The sequence below is a fragment of the Rheinheimera lutimaris genome, from assembly GCF_013283795.1.
Taxonomy (GTDB): Bacteria; Pseudomonadota; Gammaproteobacteria; order Enterobacterales; family Alteromonadaceae; genus Alishewanella; species Alishewanella lutimaris.
Genome location: NZ_JABSOD010000004.1, coordinates 220,015 through 239,833, shown reverse-complemented (window position 1 = coordinate 239,833; position 19,819 = coordinate 220,015). Strand labels below are relative to the sequence as shown.

Here is a 19,819-nt window from a genome sequence, read left to right as displayed (position 1 = left end):
CATGCCTGCGGTTATTGAAGTCAGCTGCATTAATTGCGATATGTGTGTGCCAGAGTGTCCGAACGAGGCTATTAGCATGGGCACCAGGCACTATGAAGTTGATCCGCTACTGTGTACTGAATGCATTGGCTACTACGATAAACCTACCTGCATTGCGGTATGCCCATTAGATTGTATTACTTTGGTTTGAGCTAAAACAAAAACGCCACCCGTAAGGTGGCGTTTTTATTGAAATTTTTGGTGCGTCCTAGTGGACTCGAACCACCGACCCCTACCATGTCAAGGTAGTGCTCTAACCAGCTGAGCTAAGGACGCACACTTTGGTTGCATGCGACAACTGTACGCGGCAGACAACGGCGGCTATGTTATTGCGCCGTTGGAGCAATGGCAAGTGTTTTTCTGCTAACACTGTGTGTTTGGTGTATTTTTCACCGCATTGGTGCTTACTGCCGGGCAGTCAGTTCAAGCGGGCATTGGCTGTTCAGCGTTTGCCACCAGGTTACGTGACGGCTTAGCTCAGTGCGCATAGTCAGATGAGTTTGCTCAAAACGCTGCGTTAGTGCGTTGTTAAGCGCGGTATGTTGATAAAGTTGCAGCAGCAGTGGCCACAATTGTTGCTGGTAGCGATTTAATTCGCTGGTATACAACTGCACTTCGCTGACAAAGTACTTGCTGAATACATTGCTCAGAATGCGCAGTTTTTCGCTGTCCCGCCGTTGCGGGCACAAGCTTGCCGGCGCGATGTTTGTTGTCAACAGGTTAAGCTGTGCCAACCGATGGCCGGCATCGCGCAAGCTGTATTGCAACCTGGCAAGCACATTATATTGATACAGCAATTGTAGTTGTTGTTCGATATCAATTTGGCTGGCAGCCTGCCAGTTTTGCTCTGCAATAAACTTTTGTAAGCGGTTAAGTTCAGTTAATGCTTGCCAGGTTTCACTGATACCGGCCGCCGCGTTCAGCGGCAATGCCTGGCGTACGCCAAGCAGTTCTTTGCGCAGCGTGTCATCGGTTAGCAGCATATTATTAAACGCGATATCGATACTAAGTTGTTTTTGCTGGTACACCTGTTGCAACTGGCTTAGCAGCAAAGTGTTGTCCCAGCTTTGTGCCAGGCATTGTTGCAGCTGGCTTAAAAAGCGCAGTTCGTAGCTCAGCTGTTTGCTAGCACTGTAGACCTTACCCAGGCTGGAGTTACGCTCGCCAATTAAGCTGTCCAGACTGCAGTGTCGGGTAGCGTAGGCGTCGGTTAAATCTAACCTGACATCCGGCAGTGGTTGCTTTAAATCGCGTTGCTTTGCCAGTGCTGCAGCATCCGGCATAGCGGTGTCGGCCGGCGGTGTATCCAATACCCGCGCAAGGCGCTGTTGGTAATTTTGCAGGGCTTTATCGCCGTTATAGTTGCTACAGGCGCTAAGGCTTATCAGCAGCAGTGGTAGCAGGCATACCTTCATATTCCAACCTGTGTAAGTTGCGTTTTAAGATAATGGCTAACAATACGGCAGCGACACTTAACCCGGCAATAATGCCAATCCAGAAACCGTGTGCGCCCATTGCCGGTACCAACCAATTGGTTAGTCCCAGTACGGCACCCAGGCCAAAACCGATTGGCCAGTAAGCAATAAAGGTAATAAAAAACACCGGTTTGGTCACTTTCATACCGCGCAATGCGCAAGCCGACACGACTTGAATAGCGTCGGACACCTGATAAAAACAGGCCAGAATTAACAGCGAAGCCGCCAGTGCAATAACAGTAGCATCTGGCGAGTACAGCGCTGCAATACTGTTCCTTAACACAAAGGTCAGGCTGGCAATAACCAATGACATTAATACTGCCAGGATGATTGCAGTTGAAACGGCTTTTTTCAGCTCCAGCAGGCTTTGCTGGCCTACCAGATGGCCAACGCGGATGGTGGTGGCCATACCTAACGACAACGGTAGCATAAACATTATGCCACTGTAGTTTTGCGCTATTTGATGGCCGGCCACCATAATTGGGCCAAGGTGCACTATTGCCAGCGGAATACAGGCGAACAGGGTTACTTCAAAGAAGATAGAAAAGGCAATAGGGGTACCGATACAAATAATTTGCCAGATATCTTTGAAGTTAACGCGATAGCTGTCGGGGTGGGTACGGTAACGTCTGGTGGTGCGGCTAAACCAGCCGTAGATTAAAATGGCAATAAACATGGCTAAAAACACCAGTGCGGTGGCAATACCACAGCCGGCGCCGCCCAGTGCCGGCATGCCTAGCTTACCGTAAATAAACACGTAGTTCGCCGGGATATTAACCAGGATACCAACAAAACTGATCCACATGCTGGCCTTGGTGTTGCCGATACCTTCAAACATACTGCGCAGCACCATATAGCCTGCTGCCGGAAACAAACCAAAGCTGACGTAATACAGGTAGTCCAAAGATTTTTGCCGCAGGGTTTCATCCATATTCAACAAGTCTATCGGCACATGCACATACAGCATCACGATAAACAGGGCCGCGGCTAATGCCATGGCCAGGTACATGGCCTGCATGGTGAAGTGGGTAACCGGTTTGGTTTGTTTACTGCCGTAGTACTGCGCCACTATGGGCGTTAATGCCAGCAATAAGCCCTGCATGGTCATTACCACCGGAAACCATAAGCCGGATGCTACCGCTATTGCTGCCATATCTACTGCACTGTAACGGCCGGCCATAACGGTATCGACAAAGTACATTAAGGTTTGTGTCAGCTGGGCCAGCACGATGGGACCGGAAAGTTTCAGGATGGTTCTGGCTTCGAAGCGGGAAAAAGGTAACATATGCAGTCTGTTGTATCAGCAGCGTGTAATGGCGCGCAATGTAGCACAAATGGGGGCTTATGTTTACCGGAATAGTTCAAACCAAAGCGCAGTTAACAGCAATTCGCGACGAAGCGGGTTTTCGCCAGTTAACCCTGAAACCGGGCGCGCAATATCTGCAGAATTTAGCCCGTGGCGCCAGCATAGCCATTAACGGCGTATGTTTAACCGTAACCGATTTTGACAGCGAGGCCGGTTGGGTGTGTTTTGATGTGATAGCGGAAACTTTAAGTAAAACTAACCTGGGCGCTTTAAGCCCGGGCGATGCCGTTAACTTTGAACGCTCGCTTAGTTTTGGCAGCGAACTGGGCGGCCATATTGTCTCAGGCCATATTCAAACAACAGCGACGTTAACGGCGCTGGAAAAGACGGCAAATAACTGCGCGATGCGCCTGACATTAGCACCGGAGTATATGCGTTATATTTTAAGCAAAGGCTTTATTGCGGTAGAAGGTTGCAGTTTAACCGTGGGGGAAACCTATGCCGATGGTTTTAGTTTATACCTGATCCCGGAAACCCTGGCCATTACCACGCTGGGCCAAAAGCAGGTAGGCGATATGATTAATATCGAGCTGGATCAGCAAACACAAACCATAGTGCAAACGGTAGAACGCATTATGGCGCAGCGATTTTCGTCGGGTCCGGCGGCTCAGTAGTACTGTTCGTCGTCGGCATCAATAAACAGCTGCACACTGTGGTGCAACTCGTCTTTATGCACCCGCACATGGATAGGGTTGCAGCAGTTGCTGCAATCCTCAATATACTCCTGGTCTTCGTCGGTGACCTCTACGCTTAAATGCATAGGATGGCCGCAAAACGGGCACTGTATAGTTTTGCTCAGTATGTCCATATTCCCTCCGCCGCTGTGTGGTGTCAGCTGATATCAGGCCTTATTACTGCCGCCTAAACTGCGGCCGCCATCCACAGCAATTATTTGCCCGGTAATATAAGGCGCCTGTAACAAAAACAGCAGGGTTTGCGCGATGTCGCTGGTTGCGCCCAGCCGTTGCAACGGTATTTGCGCCAAAATCGCCGCCTTGTCCTGTTCGGCCAGGGGGGTTGTTGTGGTATCGGGCCACAAAATGGCACCCGGCGCGATACCATTGACTCTGATTGTAGGCGCTAATTCGCGCGCCAGCGACTTTGTCATCATTAATAGTGCTGCTTTGGCCATGCAATAAATGCTGTGGCCCAGCAGCGGCCGCTCTGCATGGATATCCACCATGTTAATAATAACGCCATGCTGTTTTGCCAGCTGTGGTGCTAAGGCCTGGCTTAAAAAATACGGCGCCTGCACATTGCTGCCAAACAGCTCCTGCCACTGCGATGCGGTGGCACTGCCAACGTGGGTGGGGTAGAACGCAGAAGCGTTGTTTACCAGCGCATCCAGCCGGTCAAAACAGGCAATGGCTTGCTGTGCCAGCTGCGGCAGGGCGTCAATATTGAGTAAATCGGCTTGCAGTACGGCGGCGCTTTGCGGGCGAAGCCGGTTCAGGCTGTCTGCCAGGCTGTCGGCATCCTGGCGTGAACGGTTGCAATGAATAATAACGCGATAATGCTGCTGATGCAGGGTTTCGATCATTTGCCGGCCCAGCCGTTTGGCGCTGCCGGTGATTAGTACAACAGGTTGAGAAGACGACGCTGACATCGGGTATTTTTCCTGAACAACGGGCGGTGCTGTTATTGCCGGTGCAGTTTAGTAAAACAGCTGTTTTATCATTTCCTGCGCCTGCACCAGATAAGCACCGCGAAACAAATAGGCATGGTTTAATACATGATACAGATTATACAGCGTTTTGCGCTGCTCAAAATCGGCGTCTAATGGATAGAATTCGTGGTATGCCTGATAAAAGCTGTCGTCAAAGCGACCAAACAGGCTGCTGTAAGCGATGTCGGTTTCTCTGTCGCCGTAATAGCAGGCCGGGTCAAACACTGCCGGGCCGGTGGTCATAAAGCCAACATTGCCGCGCCATAAATCACCATGCAGCAGGCTGGGGGGCGGTTGGTAATGTTGCAGGCGCTGGCGGCATTGCTCTACCAGATGATCAATTTTGCCAAAGCCGAAGCCTTGCTCCAGCAGCAACTGCAACAACCAGCCGATGCGCTGCTCAGAGAAAAAGCTGCTCCAGTTACTTTGCCACTTATTCGGTTGCACCGTGTTGCCGAGCATATTGTCCCAGTCAAAACCATACATGGCCTGGTCATGCTGTTTATGTAGTAAGGCTAATTGTTGCGCCAGTTGCCGCCAGGACGCGCCGTTATCGTTAATCAGCGGCAAGTATTCCAAAACCAGGAAAGCTTTATCGATAGTTTGGCCGGCGCAGATCACCTCCGGCACTCGAATACAGTGGTGTTGACGCAATGCCTGTAAACTCAGCGCTTCGGTTTCAAATTGCTCAAATTGCTCGCGTTGATTAATTTTGACAAAGAAATCTTGTTTAGTGTTGCTGATATGCCAGGCCAGATTAATTTCACCGCCACTAAGTTGGTTTTTCTGCGTAATATGAAACTGCCCGCCCAACTCACTGTTAATATGATCTGTAATAGCCTGCCACATATTTGATCCTCCCTTTGCGCTGTGATGTGAGTATGGCTGATAAAGCGGAAAAATCACTGATCGACTTTCTGCCTGAACTACGTATTGCTCATCAGGTGACTTAATTCCCGGTAATCGGCTGCGTGGTACCGGATGTGAACCACCACTGCGCTAAATACAGTGGACGATAGTCTTATAGTGCCTATACTTTAGCAGGCGGCAATGTTGCTGTGGCGCTGGTTGAATGGTGACGCCAGAGCTTGTAGTTGTATTACATCCTGAAGTGGAGAAGTAGAAGGTGCAGCAACACAAAATCAGCAATAGCAGAGAGCAGCGTATACAAAGCTTATTTGCTGCCCAACCTATATTTGACCGCAACAATAATAGGGTGGCGGTTGAGCTGCTATATCGAAGTGATAACGGCATTACGGCGCTTGAGCTCGGAGACAACCGGGCAACCACTGAACTGTTATATAACTTGTGCAGCGGTATTTCCAGCCAAATTGCTCAGTACAATGCACCGGTTTTTATTAATGTGTGTGCCGACTTTCTGCTGTCAGACAGTTTTTTACCTCTGGATGCTGACAATGTTGTTATTGAATTGGTCGAGCGAATTACGCCCGACCCCGATTTTATAGCTCATGTGGCTGCTTTTAAACGCCGGGGCTTTCGTTTTGCGTTGGATGATTTTGAATTTACCGCGGACTGGGAGCCGCTGATTGCGCTGGCCGATTTTATAAAAGTAGACATCTTGCAGCACAACTATGCTGAGATTAAATCACATATGCACCGCTTACGCAGTTATCCGCTTGAATGGTTAGCTGAACGGGTAGAAACGCCGGAGCAATTTGAGCAGTGCAAAGCATTGGGATTCACCTTGTTTCAAGGATATTTTCTGGCACGTCCCGAGCTGGTAACCGGCAAAACAGTACCGCCGGCAGCGCTTAAAATGGCAGATTTGATCAATAATTTGTTTCGTGACGAGCCTGATATAAATAAGCTGTCGCTGCAATTGAATGATGAGCCTGCCCTGGTTATGAGTATGCTGCGCATTGCCAACAGCCCTTTGTACCGTAAAACCCGTGAGGTGAACTCGGTAAAAGAACTGATTATGCGGCTGGGATTAGATTTAGCCAGAAAATGGATCCTGATGTTTTCTGTGCTTAACCGTTGCGGTCCTGCAGCTGCCGGCCTTGTATTAAGCCGTGCTTACACAGCACAGCAGTTGGCTGTGCTGTGGCATGTTGACAGTGTCAAGCAAAGCCAATTTTTTCTGACCGGTTTACTGTCCGGAGTCGATATTTTGTTTGGTATTGCGCCTGCAGAGTTTGTTGCGCAGTTAAATGTGGCTGAAGATATCAAAAATGCTATTTGCATGCACAGCGGAGATGCAGCCAAAGCTGTTGATATTATTAAAACTATTGAAAACGCTTATGCAATGAAACGTAATGCAGGTGATGTCAAAGCAGACTATTTTGCTGTTTATAATCAGCAACAGCATTATGTACAAGAGAAATTTTCCGGTTTTAGCCGATGACATTTGCCAGTTAGTTCCGGCTAATGGCTTTGCGCTAATCATGACAACTGCTACTATAGCGCCTGTTTTATTGTTTGCCGCCATTGGTACAACCTTATGACTTTTCGTGTAAGTCATTAACTGGTTGTCTCGGGTGGTAAAACTTCCTCTAACAAAACTAAACAAGTGACCCTTGGTTTGGGCCACCACTGTATAAGGATTTATCATGCCAGTTATTACTCTGCCAGATGGCAGCCAGCGCGCTTTTGATCATGCTGTTTCCGTTATGGATGTTGCCAAAGACATCGGCCCGGGCTTAGCCAAAGCCACCATCGCCGGTAAGGTGAATGGCCAGTTGGTTGATGCCTGTGACCCTATCACAACAGACTCAACCTTAAGCATTATTACCAGCAAAGATCAGGACGGGCTGGAAATTATCCGCCACTCCTGCGCGCACTTATTAGGCCATGCCATTAAGCAACTGTGGCCCAATGTGAAAATGGCCATCGGTCCGGTAATAGATAACGGCTTTTACTACGACGTTGATTTAGACCAGCCGATTAGCAGCGACGATTTAGCTAAGCTTGAGCAGCGCATGCTGGAGCTGGCGAAAACCGAATACGACGTGATTAAGAAAAAAGTTAGCTGGCAAGAAGCGGTAGATACCTTTAAAGCCCGTGGCGAAAGCTACAAGCTGGAAATCCTCGAACAAAACGTTAGCCGTGATGACCAGCCCGGTTTGTATCATCACGAAGAATACGTTGATATGTGCCGTGGCCCGCATGTGCCGAATATGCGTTTTTGCCAGCACTTTAAAATTATGAAAGTGGCCGGTGCCTATTGGCGCGGCGACTCGAAAAACAAAATGCTACAGCGCGTGTATGGCACCGCCTGGGCCGATAAAAAGCAACTGGCGGCTTATTTGCTGCAGTTAGAAGAAGCCGAAAAGCGCGATCACCGCAAAATTGGTAAGGCGCTGGGCTTATTTCACTGGCAGGAAGAAGCACCGGGTATGGTGTTCTGGCACAACGATGGCTGGACCATCTTCCGCGAGCTGGAAAGCTTTGTGCGCGAAAAGCTGGGCGAATATGACTACGACGAAGTAAAAGGTCCGTTAATGATGGACCGCGTGCTGTGGGAAAAGTCCGGCCACTGGGAAAAGTACGCTGACAATATGTTTACTACCCAGTCAGAGCACCGCGAATATGCCATTAAGCCGATGAACTGCCCGGGCCATGTGCAGATTTTCAACCAGGGCTTAAAATCATACCGCGATTTACCGCTACGGATGGCTGAGTTTGGTTGTTGCCACCGTAACGAGCCATCAGGTGGCTTACACGGTTTAATGCGCGTGCGCGGCTTTACCCAGGACGATGCACATATCTTCTGTACTGAAGATCAGGTGCAGGCTGAAGTGACTAAATGTATTCAGATGGTATTTGATACCTACAGCACTTTCGGCTTTAAAAACGTCGCGGTTAAACTGTCTACCCGGCCGGCACAGCGTATCGGTACCGATGAGATGTGGGACCGCGCTGAGCAGGGCTTAACCGAAGCGTTAAAAGCCAATGATATCGCCTATGATTTACAGCCGGGTGAGGGCGCTTTTTACGGGCCTAAAATTGAATTTACCCTGCACGACTGTTTAGGCCGTGCCTGGCAGTGCGGTACTGTGCAGTTAGATTTTGCCTTACCAGGCCGTTTAGGCGCTACTTTTGTCGCTGAAAGCGGCGAAAAGCAAACGCCGGTGATGATCCACCGTGCCATTTTGGGTTCAATTGAGCGTTTTATCGGTATTTTGATTGAAGAATATGCCGGTTTATTTCCTGCCTGGTTAGCACCAACCCAGGTGGTGGTGATGAACATTACCGATAATCAGGCCGAATATGTGCAAAATTTAGTAAAAACTTTCAAATCTCACGGTATTAGAGTCATAAGTGACTTGAGAAATGAGAAGATAGGCTTTAAAATTCGCGAGCACACGCTTAAGCGCATTCCTTACCTTGTTGTCGTTGGTGATAAAGAAATGGAAGCCGGTGATATTGCACTGAGAACGCGCAAGGGTGAAGACTTGGGTAAAATGTCGGTTGCAGCTTTTGTAGAGAAGCTGACAACAGAAATTAAAGCCCGGGTGTGAACCTGGTTAAGCGATAAGAATAATTTTCGGAGGAACATACTATTAAAGTAGGAAAGAAGACATTACCTGCAAACCGTCCTAACAGGATCAATGAAGAAATTAACCTGCCAGAGGTACGGTTAATTGGTATTGAAGGTGAGCAACTGGGTGTAGTAAGTATTGCTGAAGCCATTCGTTTGGCTGAGGAAGGCGGCGCCGATTTAGTAGAGATTAGCCCGACAGCCGAACCGCCAGTATGTAAGTTGATGGACTACGGTAAGTTCCTGTTCGAAAAGAGTAAAGCTCTTAAAGAGCAGAAGAAGAAGCAAAAACAGATCCAGATTAAGGAAATAAAATTCCGGCCTGGAACTGATGAAGGCGATTACCAGGTAAAACTACGCAACCTGCGTCGCTTCATTGAAGAGGGTGACAAAGCTAAAGTAACGCTGCGCTATCGTGGTCGTGAAATGGCGCACACAGAGATCGGCATTGAGATGTTAAATCGGATTAAAGAAGATTTATCAGACATTGCAATCTGCGAATCTTTCCCTTCACGGGTGGAAGGTCGTCAGATGATCATGATGCTGGCCCCAAATAAGAAGTAATAAGTGCTTTCAAGTGTAACCCCGCACTGCAAAGGGTGGGGTTGACGCCTTATTATTCGTTGTAACTTAACAATGCGAGTTTTTAACTATGCCAAAGATGAAAACCAATAAAGGTGCTGCGAAGCGTTTCAAAAAAACCGCTTCTGGTAGCTTTAAACGTAAGCAATCACACCTTCGCCACATTTTGACGAAGAAGACCTCTAAGCGTAAGCGTCAGTTAGGTCCAAAAACCTTAGTCGCTAAAGTAGACATCGCCGGCTTAGTCCGTTGCATGCCGTACGCATAATTAATTAGGAGTCTGACATGCCAAGAGTAAAACGTGGTGTAACGGCGCGCGCGCGTCATAAGAAGGTGTTAAACCAGGCTAAAGGTTACTACGGTGCCCGCAGTCGTGTTTATCGTGTTGCTTTCCAAGCCGTTATTAAAGCCGGCCAATATGCTTACCGTGACCGTCGTCAACGTAAGCGTCAGTTCCGTCAACTGTGGATCGCGCGTATCAACGCTGCGTCACGTATGAATGGTTTATCTTACAGCCGTTTCATTGATGGCCTGAAAAAAGCCTCAGTAGAAATCGACCGTAAGATTTTAGCTGACATCGCAGTATTCGATAAAGCAGCCTTTACTGCTTTAGTGAGCAAAGCGAAACAAGCCTTAGCAGCGTAATTTACGCAGCAATAAAAAAGCCACCTCGCGGTGGCTTTTTTTATGTCTGATATTCAGTGAATAAGCAGTGTGATTAATTGCCGCGATTAGTTAACCGCGGGCTTAAATTGCAGAATCAGCTGATTGTTTTTAAACAGCTGCAGTTTGTCGCCGTTTACTTCTGCTCTGTCAGCAGACTGCAGTGATTTAGTAAATTGCTGCTCCAAATCACTGCTGTCGGCGCAAAACTTACGCGTACTGACCAGTGGTTGCACCGTCAACTGATTCGAGCGTTGTTTGTAATTACCATTGAAGTTATTGCAACCGGCAAAGCCATATAGCCGCTCGTTTTGGTCAAAAATCACCCGTACATTCAGTTGTTGCGGCACATAACGGTCGGTAAGTTTCTCGGCACGCCAGACGATACCCTGCATTTTGCCGGGCTGAACATGATCCGGGCAAATAGCGCCCGGCCAAAACTGTTCAAACTTATCGATGAACAGCGTCCCGGCTTGTTCATCCTGGCCTCTGCGGCCAACCAAGGTTGCAATAACAGCATTGCCGCTAAAGCGCTCGTCTTGCTGATATTGGCGCATAACCGGTAAATGATGCTGCGTATTAGCCACACTTAAGGTGTCACCACTGCGGCAACTGGTAAAGGTTGCCTGGTTATTGCTTAGCATATATAAACCCAGCATGGCCTGGCGGGTATCGAGTTTTTTAAATTCGGCTTCGCGTTGCAGCTGATATTGCGGGTTGGCGCTGATAGGCTTGCCACCTAAATCCAGCATGGCCAACTGATTGTTCGACACAAAATGGAATGCCGGCAGAGTTTGCTGCTGATTTACCAAATGCAGGCTGCGTTTTTCCAACAGCCAGATACCTTTGACAATACTAACCTGATTGCGCTCGAGGTATTCCTGCCGTGCTTCAAAGCGGCCATCGCGGAACAGGTTGATATGATAGGCAATGCCCGGGCAATCAGCACAGGGCAGGGTGCCGCTGAAGGTCATATCGGCATCGACGAAGATATGCTCAAAGTCAGTCGCCACGGCTTCGGCCGTAGTTGAATTGGCCACAACATCTTCTTCCGCTTGCTGCGGTACAATTTGTGTTGGTGCAATAATGGCTTCTGCGGGGGCAGCATTGCGCTCTGAAGGCAACTGGCTACAGGCAGATAACAGCAGTGCGGTAACAAGTAAGCGCTTTTTCATTTGAGGGATCCGCAGTTAAATTTGCGTCATTATAACGGAAATTGTGCCCGGCATTAACAGCTATTTTAGCGGCAAATTCAGGGCGCTAATCGCATGCTGCATACGTTGTTTGGCCATCTGTGGTTGTTCTTGCATAAAACAATGACCACCCTGCACCTGTTCAATGCTGACGGCGCTATTGCGCTTTTGCCATTTCTGCAACGCTTTGCCGATAAAGTCGTAGCTTTTGTCGCCGTAAATAACATGTACCGGCGGGCATGGTTGTGCCAGCTGTTGCCATAGTTTTTCCGGGTAGGATGAAAAGATGTCGGCTTCGCGCTGCGGCTGACATTTTAAACTCAAGCCTTGCTCTGACGGCTTCAGGGCATGATCGATATAGGCGGCTAATGCATCGGGATGCCAGTTGGCGAACATACCACGGTTATTCAGGTAATTCAGCGCTGTATCTCTGTCCGGCCAGTGCTGACGCCGGCGCAGTGCGGCTTTGGCCATCGGGTTTTTATGATACAGGCGCACTCCTTGTAGCGTGCTCATTACTGTTAGCATGCCAGGCGTAAACAGTACAGGGTCAAGTAAGATGGCCGCGGTAAAGGGGCTGGAGCCAGAGGTGTGGATCAGTGCTGTTAAAATGCCGCCGAAGCTGTGGCCAACGCCATATACCGGCACTGCGGGATATAAATCTTTGTGTGCCAGCCACGCCTCTGCCGCCAGTTCGGCACTTTTATTCCAACCGACAAAAGCACCGCCGTGATCACTGTCACCGTGGCCCTGAGCGTCCGATAGAAATAAGTCATAATCCGGCGCTAACAGTTGCAGCATAGGCTGATACATCCGGCTGCAAAAGCCATTACCATGCAACATATGCAGTACCGGCTTGCCGCGGGCCTCACTGCGATAGCCACGCAGGGTAAAGCCTTGCCGGGTGTGATAAGACCATGGAACTAACTGCAATGCACTCTCCTTCAAAGGCAAAACGGCGTTAAAGTGCCACGCTTTGCCGGTTCAGACAAGCGCCATCTGCTATTTGGTGCCAAACAGTTTATCACCGGCATCACCTAAGCCCGGCAGTATATAGCCGTGCTCGTTCAGGCAGTGGTCAACCGCTGCAGTGTAAAGCTCGATATCCGGATGAGCTTTTCGCAGTGCGGCGATACCCTCTGGTGCGGCAACCAATACCAGCGCTTTGATGTGCCTGGCACCATGTTGTTTCAGCAAATCGATAGTGGCAATCAGCGAGCCGCCGGTGGCGAGCATGGGGTCGACTACTATCGCCAGGCGTTGCCCGAGATCCGACGCCAGTTTTTGAAAATACGGCACCGGTTGCAGGGTTTGCTCATCGCGGTAAATACCCACCACGCTGATACGGGCACTGGGTAACAGCTCCAGCACACCATCAAGCATACCCAGGCCAGCCCGTAATATTGGCACTATGGTAACTTTTTTACCCTGAATTTGCTCAATCTCAACCGGACCACTCCAGCTATCGATACTAACCGTTTCGGTGGCCAAATCTTTGGTAGCTTCATAGGTCAGCAGGCTACCCAGTTCAGCTGCCAGTTGGCGAAACTGTTTGGTACTGATATCTGCTGCGCGCAGCAAGCCAATTTTATGTTTTACCAGCGGGTGGCTAACTTCGGTTAGTTTCATCTGTGAAATCCTCTGTTTATCGCAGCTAAGCATAACGCAAGCGGCTTTTTCTTGCAGTTTAGCCTGAAGCATTATACAAACGGCAAGCAAAATTAAATCAAAGTCGCAGGGACAATAATGCACGTTAAATTACCACGTTTTGTACTGACACTGTGTTTACTATTCGGAGGCAGCAATATGGCAGATGCGAAGCAGCTGGAGTTAGAACGCTTATTTGCTGATCCGGCATTAAGCGGCGCCACACCGCGCTCGTTGAGTATGGCGCCGGATGGTAGTCGGGTTACGTACCTTAAAGGCAAAGCAGAAGATGCTAACCGACTGGATTTATGGCAATACCATATTAAAGACGGCAAACACAGCCTGTTGGTCGATGCCGACAGTTTAATCAGTGGCGCTGAAACCTTATCTGATGAAGAAAAGGCCAGGCGCGAACGCATGCGCTTATTTGCCTCCGGCATTATCAGTTACAGTTGGTCGAAAAACAGTGATGCACTGCTATTTCCGCTAAATGGTGATTTGTACTACTACCAACTAAGCAGCAAAACCGCAAAAAAGCTGACCGATACCAGCGAGTTTGAAACCGATGCAACTATATCGCCCACCGGGCGCTATGTTGCCTTTATCCGTAACCAAAACCTGTTTGTGCTGGATATTGCCAGCGGCAAAGAAACCCAGCTGACCACTGATGGCGGCGGTGATATAAAAAACGGCATGGCGGAATTTGTTGCTCAGGAAGAAATGGGCCGCATGACCGGCTATTGGTGGGCACCGGATGACAGCAAAATTGCCTTTACCCGCACCGACGAAAGCGGTGTGGCAGAGGTAGTACGCAACGAGATTTATGCCGACGAAATAAAGCTGTTTAATCAACGTTATCCTTATACCGGCACCGCCAATGCCAAAATTCAGCTGGGCGTAGTAACGCTCAAAGACAGTAGCGTAAACTGGATTTCACATGGTGATGACGAAGATATCTATTTACCGCGGGTTGAATGGACAAAAAGTGCCCGTTACTTAAGTTACCAGTGGCAAAGCCGTAACCAGCAGCAGCTGGAATTGCGTCTGGTCGATTTAAACAACAACCAGCAAAAAGTACTGCTTAGCGAAAGCAGTAAAACCTGGTTGAACCTGCATGATGATTTGCATTTTCTTGACAATGAACAAGGCTTTATCTGGGCTTCTGAACGCGACGGCTACAAACACCTGTATTACTTTGACTTTAACGGCAAACTGCAACGTCAGCTTACCAGTGGCGATTGGGTGGTGGATGAGCTGGATGCGGTAAACGAAAAACACGGCATGGTGTATTTTACCGGCCGCAAAGACAGCGCGCTGGAGCGCCATCTGTATAGTGTGAGTTTAAAAGACGGCGCCATTACGCGATTAACTGAGCCGGGCTTTGATCATGCGCTGGTCGTTGCTAAAGACGGTAGCAGCTTTATCGACAGCTTTTCCAATGTCAGTACGCCAAATAAAGTGGTACTGCGTGCCATTGACGGCAAAGTGCTGACCTGGCTGGAGCAAAACACGCTTGATAACAGCCACCCGCTGACTGCTTATCATGGCGAGCTTAATGCCCCCCGCTTTGGTACCCTTAAGGCTGAAGATGGCCAGCTTATGCATTACCGTATGTTTGAACCGAAAACGCTGACGGCCGGCAAGCAATATCCGGTTATTGTCAGTGTATACGGTGGGCCGCATGCGCAGCGCGTAACCAATAGCTGGAGCCCACGCGACCTTTATCTGCATTATCTGGTGCAGCAGGGCTACCTGGTATTTCAGCTGGACAACCGCGGCTCGTATAATCGTGGTAAAGCGTTTGAAGATCCGATATACAAAAAGTTGGGTGAAGTTGAGCTGGACGACCAAATCCGCGGCGTTGAATACCTGCGCAACTTACCCTATGTGGCGGCTGATAAAATTGCAATTTATGGCCATAGCTACGGCGGTTATATGGCAATAATGGCGATGTTTAAAGCCGGCGATTACTTCGCCGCCGGTGTGTCCGGTGCGCCGGTAACCGATTGGGCCTTGTACGACACCCATTACACCGAGCGTTATTTGGGCCACCCGGCAGAAAACGCACAAGGTTATACAGACAGTGCTGTGTTCCCCTATGCCGATGGCTTAAAAGGTAACCTGCTGATTTACCATGGTATGGCCGATGACAACGTGCTGTTTACTCACAGCACGAAGTTATACAAGCAATTGCAGGATAAGGGGCTACTGTTCGATATGATGAATTACCCGGGCAGCAAACACTCGATGTTTGGCCAGCCGGTGCAAACCCATCTGCATAAAAGTATTACGCAGTTTTTTGACCGGCATCTTAAATAGCCGGGAATTGTGTTTTCCAAACTGTGCAGGAGTCGGCTTGCTCTAAGTCAACCGTTGAAGGCATGGATGCCTGAGTCGAGCCCCCATGGAAGGGTTTACGGCGTGTTGGCGTGAGCAAATCGGCTACTGTTCAGAGTCAAATTAGGGCTTGCCCTGAATATGGTAGCTTACCTGGGCTCTGGGGTTCAGATACTCTGCTACCTGTTGTGGTAAAGACTGTATTTTAATCACTTTGCTGATGCTGAGTTTGTCCGGCTCCAACGTGATAATCGGCGCTTCCAGTCTGGGTATATCAGCGTCATAGATCAAAACATTCGGGCACAGCAGGCTATCGCTGTTTACCGACATAACAATACCCAGCCTCTGGTCTGACAATAATACAATGGTACCCGGCGGATATACGCCCATCATTTTAATCATTACTTTCATTTCCCGCTCGGGCAGTTTGCCTTTCATTGTGCGGTACATATACGACAGCGCGTGGTGCGGTGAGCGGGAATTGTTGATATCTAACGGATGGCACAAATTGTCGAAGGCATTTACCACGGCTACAATTTTTGCCAAGGCGTCTATTTGCGGCTCTTTTAAGCCTTTGGGGTAGCCGCTGCCGTCTATATATTCGTGGTGTTGCTCAACAATTGGCCACGCTTCCAGCGGAAAGTTATCGGTCAAGCCCACTAGCTCAACACCATATTTGGTATGCAATTTCAGCAGATTTTGCTCAGGCGCGGTTAGGGCAGTAGTTTTGCGTAAAATTTGGCTGGGAATTTTAATTTTGCCAATATCATGAAATAAAGCGCCTATGCCGACGGTTTTAATTTGTGCAGCTGTCAGGTTAAGGTTTTTTGCCAGCATCATTGATAGGGTAGCGACGTTTAAAGAGTGGTAATACAAGCCTTCCTGCTCTTTAGCGGCGCCGGAAATTAAATGCAACACCAATGAATCAGCACCCAGCAGTATATCGGCCATGGCACTTATTAAGCTGCCGGCTTCGTCTATGGCATTTAATGGCCGGCTGTTAATTTTACTCATCAGGCTTTTTACCTGAAGCAGAGATTGAGAAAAGGCTTTTTCGGTGCGCTGTAACTCTCGCCGGTGCGCTTTGGCTTGTTCAATACGCTGCATTTTGTCCTGTTGCATTTTTACCTGAGCTTCGCTGGCGGCCATATTAAAACTGGCAGCATCATCGTCATTCAGCTCATCCGGCATGTCGATTTTTTTGCTTTTATCCGGATAGAAAAATACATACTCCAGCTCCAGCGAGCGAATGATCTGCAATTGCTGCATATTTTCAATAATCATGTCGCCGGACAGAAACGGGTGTTTCAGCCAACCGCCCGGCAGTTTAATGGCATAACCCAGTTTTAATGCAGCAGGTTTTATTTTCAGGACAGACAAGTACAACTCCGGCGTAGCGTAAAAGCAGTAACCATTAGTTTATGCAGCAACGGCTACAATACCAATGACACAGAACAAAAAAAGGCCGGATAATTCCGGCCCTGGTGTTAACAGCAGTTTATCAGAAGCGAATAGTATAGCGAACTGTCCACAACCGTCCAATCCAGTCATGCACTGAACTGGCATAACCATTGGTGGGCGATGATGCATAGGGTGGTGCTTTATCTGTCAGGTTACGTACCGACAATAACAGCGATTGGCTATCTGTAATGTCGTAGCCAACACTGCCACTGAATACCAGCCAGGCATCTACTGTTTCGTTGCCGCCAAATTTAAAGTCACCATCGCCCAACTCGCTGATGTAATGCGCTGATAAGCTGGCTGACCAGTTGTTCCGGCTCCAATCAGTACCAAAGTCTGCAACAAAATCCGGCCGCGCAATTTCATTTGCGCCGCTGAGTTTACCCAGCAGATCTTCTTTTGCGCTGTCCGGCGTTACCTGACGCTCGTAATTAAAGGTTTTGGTACCGGCGGCATACAACTTAAAAGTACCGAAGTTGTCGGTATCAATGCGGTAGTCAATTTTAACGTCGATACCGTCGGTTTCCTGACTACCGACGTTGAAGAAGCCGGTTCTCAAGAACACCAGGTCATCCCCGGCATCCAGTACACAACCAAACTCACTGTTTAAGTCGGCAATGCTGCTGGTCACCGGCGCAGTGCCGGCAATACAGGCTTTTAGCGTGGTATTAGCATCAACATCTACAATGTCGGTGTGCTCATAACGCCAGTAATCTGCGGTAATTTGTAGCTTTTCGGTCAGGTTCCACGATAACCCCAGGTTAACGGCTTCGGAGTTTTCGGCATCCAGATCGCGGTTACCCAAGGTTTCCTGGTCCAGCTCTAACTCACCGAAAGAGGCACCAAAATCACCACACAGCGCATCGAACGGTTGGCCTTCACCACAGTTAATGTACGCAGTACCCAGAGACTCACCGGCGCCCAGTTGCGACAGCGACGGCGCTCTGAAACCGGTGCTCCAGGAGGCGCGCAAAATTAAATCATCGGTGGCACGGTAGCGCAGCGATAATTTCGGGTTAACGTCACCACCAAAATCGCTGTAGTGGTCATAGCGCAGTGCGGCTATCACATCCAGGCTATCTGTAATAGGTACGTTAAATTCGGCATAGGCAGCGTACTGGCTGCGATCTGCCTCAGCATCACTGGCACCCAGTGCAAATACACCGCCATCTTTGGCTATTTGTGATGGCCGGTCAAAGATATCTTCGCTTCTGAACTCGCCACCAAATACTGCGCTAATGTTGCCTGCAGCAAGCTCAATGGGCAGATCGCCGGCGATATTAAAGTCAACAGAAAACACTTCTGACTCGCCCACTCTCGGTGCCAACTCCCGCACTGCGGCACGCGCGGCTGCATTGTTATCCCGGCCCAGGTTAAACGGGGCAAAAGTGCCTGCGGCAATACCATCAAGCACCTTATCCACACCCATGTAGCCTTGTACGTGGGTAATTTCATTCTCGGTTTTGCCGTAAGTAGCTGCGGTTTCCCAAGACCAGTTAGCTAACTCGCCACGCAAACCGGCTAATAAACGGTAACTGGTAGTGTCATAGTCCTGAATACGGGTTTCAGGAAAGCGTGAGCGCACACGAATTGGGTTTACTTCGCCATCCAGCGCATCAATGTCGCGGACCCACGCCGGTACCACTGACAGATCGCCGTCCATACCGATATCAAAAGCGGCAGCGGAGTCATAGGCTGAGCCACTGTTTTGTTGATACATGGCTTCTGCAAAAAATTCCTTGCCTGCGGCAAGGCGATAATTATGGTGCAGCGTGGCACCGATAGCTGTGGTATCAGGTTGAATAGCCCGTTGGATCACGTAATCGTAGGAGCAGCGGGTGCCGCCACTGCTGGTATTGTCTCCACACCAGGGCTCGGCATAATCTACGCCGTCTATGGTAGTACGGGTGCTTGATGTCAAGGTTACTTCGATTGGCCGGTCACTGTTAAACAGTGCTTCACGGTCAAAGTAGTCGACGACCAGGGTGGTATTGCTGTTGGTGGTGTTAAAGCCGCCGACATAGGTCAGGTTAGTGCGGCCAAAATCGCTGCTGGCAGTGTCATCGCCGTAAGATGCTGAAATCTCATGACCTTCTACGTCTTTACGTAAAATAAAGTTGATTACACCGGCAATAGCGTCTGAACCATACACTGATGAAGCACCGTCGGTGAGTATTTCAACCCGCTCCAACGCAGACATCGGAATGGAGTTGACGTTGACGAAGGAGTCGAAGCCATTGGTAAAGGAATCAACCGCTACGCGGCGGCCGTTGACTAAGACCAGCGTAGAGCTGCTGCCAAGTCCACGTAAACTGACACCGGATGAACCGGCAGGGGCACCGTCAGCACCGCCGACACCACCATTTTCGGTAAAGGTGCCTGCACTGGATGCTTGCGGCAAGTCGCGCAAAAAACTGCTGACCGTATCATAACCACGGTTGGCAAGATCATCGCGGCTGAAAATCTGCACCGGATTTGCACCTTCCATATCCACGCCTTTTAAGCGTGAACCGGTAACCTGAATTTTCTCAATTTTTTCCTGTTCGGCGGTGGCTTCTTCGGCCGCCTGCACACTATAACCGGTTGTAGCTAACAACATGGCCATACTCAGGGTGGATAGCTTCATTTTTGCTTTAACGAACATACACATTCCTCTGGATAGTAAACGCCGCCTTAAAAGGCGATCTGATTAAAAAGCAGTAAAAATGCGTCTAAGCAGCAGGAATCGAAATATATATCCAATCGCAACGTGCGACGGTTAGACCAGATCAGAGATATAAGTTTAGCGAAACCCTCTGCCAGACGCAGAGGGAGAACTAATTATTGAACCACTCGGACAAGTAGTGAGGAGAGACGTAATAGCCGCGATGATTAACTGCACATTTTTGC

General features: G+C 49.1%; 17 protein-coding genes, 1 tRNA gene and 1 pseudogene. 8 read left to right on the top strand and 11 right to left on the bottom strand.

What is annotated here, in order from left to right:
* Position 1 precedes the first annotated feature (1 nt).
* A pseudogene (locus HRH59_RS05695) lies at positions 2-184 on the top strand (YfhL family 4Fe-4S dicluster ferredoxin); the annotation flags it as partial.
* 54 nt (positions 185-238) lie between these two features.
* Here the strand turns inward: HRH59_RS05695 and HRH59_RS05690 are convergent.
* From HRH59_RS05690 to HRH59_RS05680, 3 genes are all read right to left on the bottom strand, one after another.
* Positions 239-315, bottom strand: a tRNA-Val gene (locus HRH59_RS05690).
* A gap of 128 nt (positions 316-443) precedes the next feature.
* On the bottom strand, positions 444-1,454 hold the full coding sequence (locus HRH59_RS05685) for a DUF3080 family protein (protein ID WP_173500302.1): 1,011 nt from the start codon (positions 1,452-1,454) through the stop codon (positions 444-446).
* Positions 1,414-2,799: an MATE family efflux transporter gene (locus HRH59_RS05680; protein ID WP_173500301.1), complete on the bottom strand. Its 1,386-nt coding sequence runs from the start codon at positions 2,797-2,799 to the stop codon at positions 1,414-1,416. The genes HRH59_RS05685 and HRH59_RS05680 overlap by 41 nt, the downstream gene beginning before the upstream one ends.
* 59 nt (positions 2,800-2,858) lie before the next feature.
* On the opposite strand from HRH59_RS05680, the gene HRH59_RS05675 reads away from it, so the two are divergent.
* Positions 2,859-3,494 (top strand): riboflavin synthase subunit alpha, encoded by a 636-nt coding sequence (locus tag HRH59_RS05675; RefSeq protein ID WP_173500300.1) that lies wholly within the window; start codon positions 2,859-2,861, stop codon positions 3,492-3,494.
* Here the strand turns inward: HRH59_RS05675 and HRH59_RS05670 are convergent.
* Genes HRH59_RS05670 through HRH59_RS05660 form a run of 3 tightly spaced genes read right to left on the bottom strand, consistent with a single transcriptional unit; the run spans position 3,488 to position 5,395 of the window.
* Positions 3,488-3,688, bottom strand: coding sequence for a CPXCG motif-containing cysteine-rich protein (locus HRH59_RS05670; protein ID WP_173500299.1), 201 nt, complete (start codon positions 3,686-3,688; stop codon positions 3,488-3,490). The genes HRH59_RS05675 and HRH59_RS05670 overlap by 7 nt on opposite strands.
* 33 nt (positions 3,689-3,721) lie before the next feature.
* Positions 3,722-4,486: a pteridine reductase gene (locus tag HRH59_RS05665; protein WP_173500298.1), complete on the bottom strand. Its 765-nt coding sequence runs from the start codon at positions 4,484-4,486 to the stop codon at positions 3,722-3,724.
* A 48-nt stretch (positions 4,487-4,534) separates the two neighbouring features.
* On the bottom strand, positions 4,535-5,395 hold the full coding sequence (locus HRH59_RS05660) for a fructosamine kinase family protein (protein ID WP_173500297.1): 861 nt from the start codon (positions 5,393-5,395) through the stop codon (positions 4,535-4,537).
* 277 nt (positions 5,396-5,672) lie between these two features.
* Between HRH59_RS05660 and HRH59_RS05655 the strand changes: the two genes are divergently transcribed.
* From HRH59_RS05655 to rplT, 5 genes are all read left to right on the top strand, one after another.
* Complete coding sequence (locus HRH59_RS05655; protein WP_173500296.1) at positions 5,673-6,911, top strand: EAL and HDOD domain-containing protein; 1,239 nt, start codon at positions 5,673-5,675, stop codon at positions 6,909-6,911.
* 205 nt (positions 6,912-7,116) lie between these two features.
* Entirely contained in the window at positions 7,117-9,027 is a 1,911-nt protein-coding gene (gene thrS, locus HRH59_RS05650; protein ID WP_173500295.1) for a threonine--tRNA ligase, read from the top strand.
* 41 nt (positions 9,028-9,068) lie between these two features.
* A complete protein-coding gene (infC, locus tag HRH59_RS05645; RefSeq protein ID WP_173500367.1) occupies positions 9,069-9,611 on the top strand; it encodes a translation initiation factor IF-3 in 543 nt (180 codons plus the stop codon).
* A gap of 88 nt (positions 9,612-9,699) precedes the next feature.
* Positions 9,700-9,897, top strand: a complete 198-nt coding sequence (gene rpmI / locus HRH59_RS05640) for a 50S ribosomal protein L35 (protein ID WP_027672243.1) — start codon at positions 9,700-9,702, stop codon at positions 9,895-9,897.
* A gap of 17 nt (positions 9,898-9,914) precedes the next feature.
* Positions 9,915-10,274, top strand: coding sequence for a 50S ribosomal protein L20 (rplT, locus tag HRH59_RS05635; protein ID WP_068235207.1), 360 nt, complete (start codon positions 9,915-9,917; stop codon positions 10,272-10,274).
* Between the two features lie 86 nt (positions 10,275-10,360).
* On the opposite strand, the gene HRH59_RS05630 is transcribed toward rplT, so the two are convergent.
* The 3 genes from HRH59_RS05630 to upp form a co-directional block, all read right to left on the bottom strand.
* Entirely contained in the window at positions 10,361-11,467 is a 1,107-nt protein-coding gene (locus tag HRH59_RS05630; RefSeq protein WP_173500294.1) for an META domain-containing protein, read from the bottom strand.
* A 60-nt stretch (positions 11,468-11,527) separates the two neighbouring features.
* Positions 11,528-12,418, bottom strand: coding sequence for an alpha/beta fold hydrolase (locus tag HRH59_RS05625; protein ID WP_173500293.1), 891 nt, complete (start codon positions 12,416-12,418; stop codon positions 11,528-11,530).
* Between the two features lie 69 nt (positions 12,419-12,487).
* Positions 12,488-13,114, bottom strand: a complete 627-nt coding sequence (gene upp / locus HRH59_RS05620) for a uracil phosphoribosyltransferase (RefSeq protein ID WP_173500292.1) — start codon at positions 13,112-13,114, stop codon at positions 12,488-12,490.
* A gap of 117 nt (positions 13,115-13,231) precedes the next feature.
* Here upp and HRH59_RS05615 point away from each other — a divergent pair, with 117 nt between their 5' ends.
* A complete protein-coding gene (locus HRH59_RS05615; protein ID WP_173500291.1) occupies positions 13,232-15,451 on the top strand; it encodes a S9 family peptidase in 2,220 nt (739 codons plus the stop codon).
* Positions 15,452-15,592: 141 nt separating this feature from the next.
* Here the strand turns inward: HRH59_RS05615 and HRH59_RS05610 are convergent, their stop codons facing one another.
* Both HRH59_RS05610 and HRH59_RS05605 read right to left on the bottom strand, forming a co-directional pair.
* Positions 15,593-16,849: an HD-GYP domain-containing protein gene (locus tag HRH59_RS05610; RefSeq protein WP_173500290.1), complete on the bottom strand. Its 1,257-nt coding sequence runs from the start codon at positions 16,847-16,849 to the stop codon at positions 15,593-15,595.
* 121 nt (positions 16,850-16,970) lie between these two features.
* Positions 16,971-19,574, bottom strand: coding sequence for a TonB-dependent receptor (locus HRH59_RS05605; protein ID WP_173500289.1), 2,604 nt, complete (start codon positions 19,572-19,574; stop codon positions 16,971-16,973).
* Between the last annotated feature and the right edge of the window lie 245 nt (positions 19,575-19,819).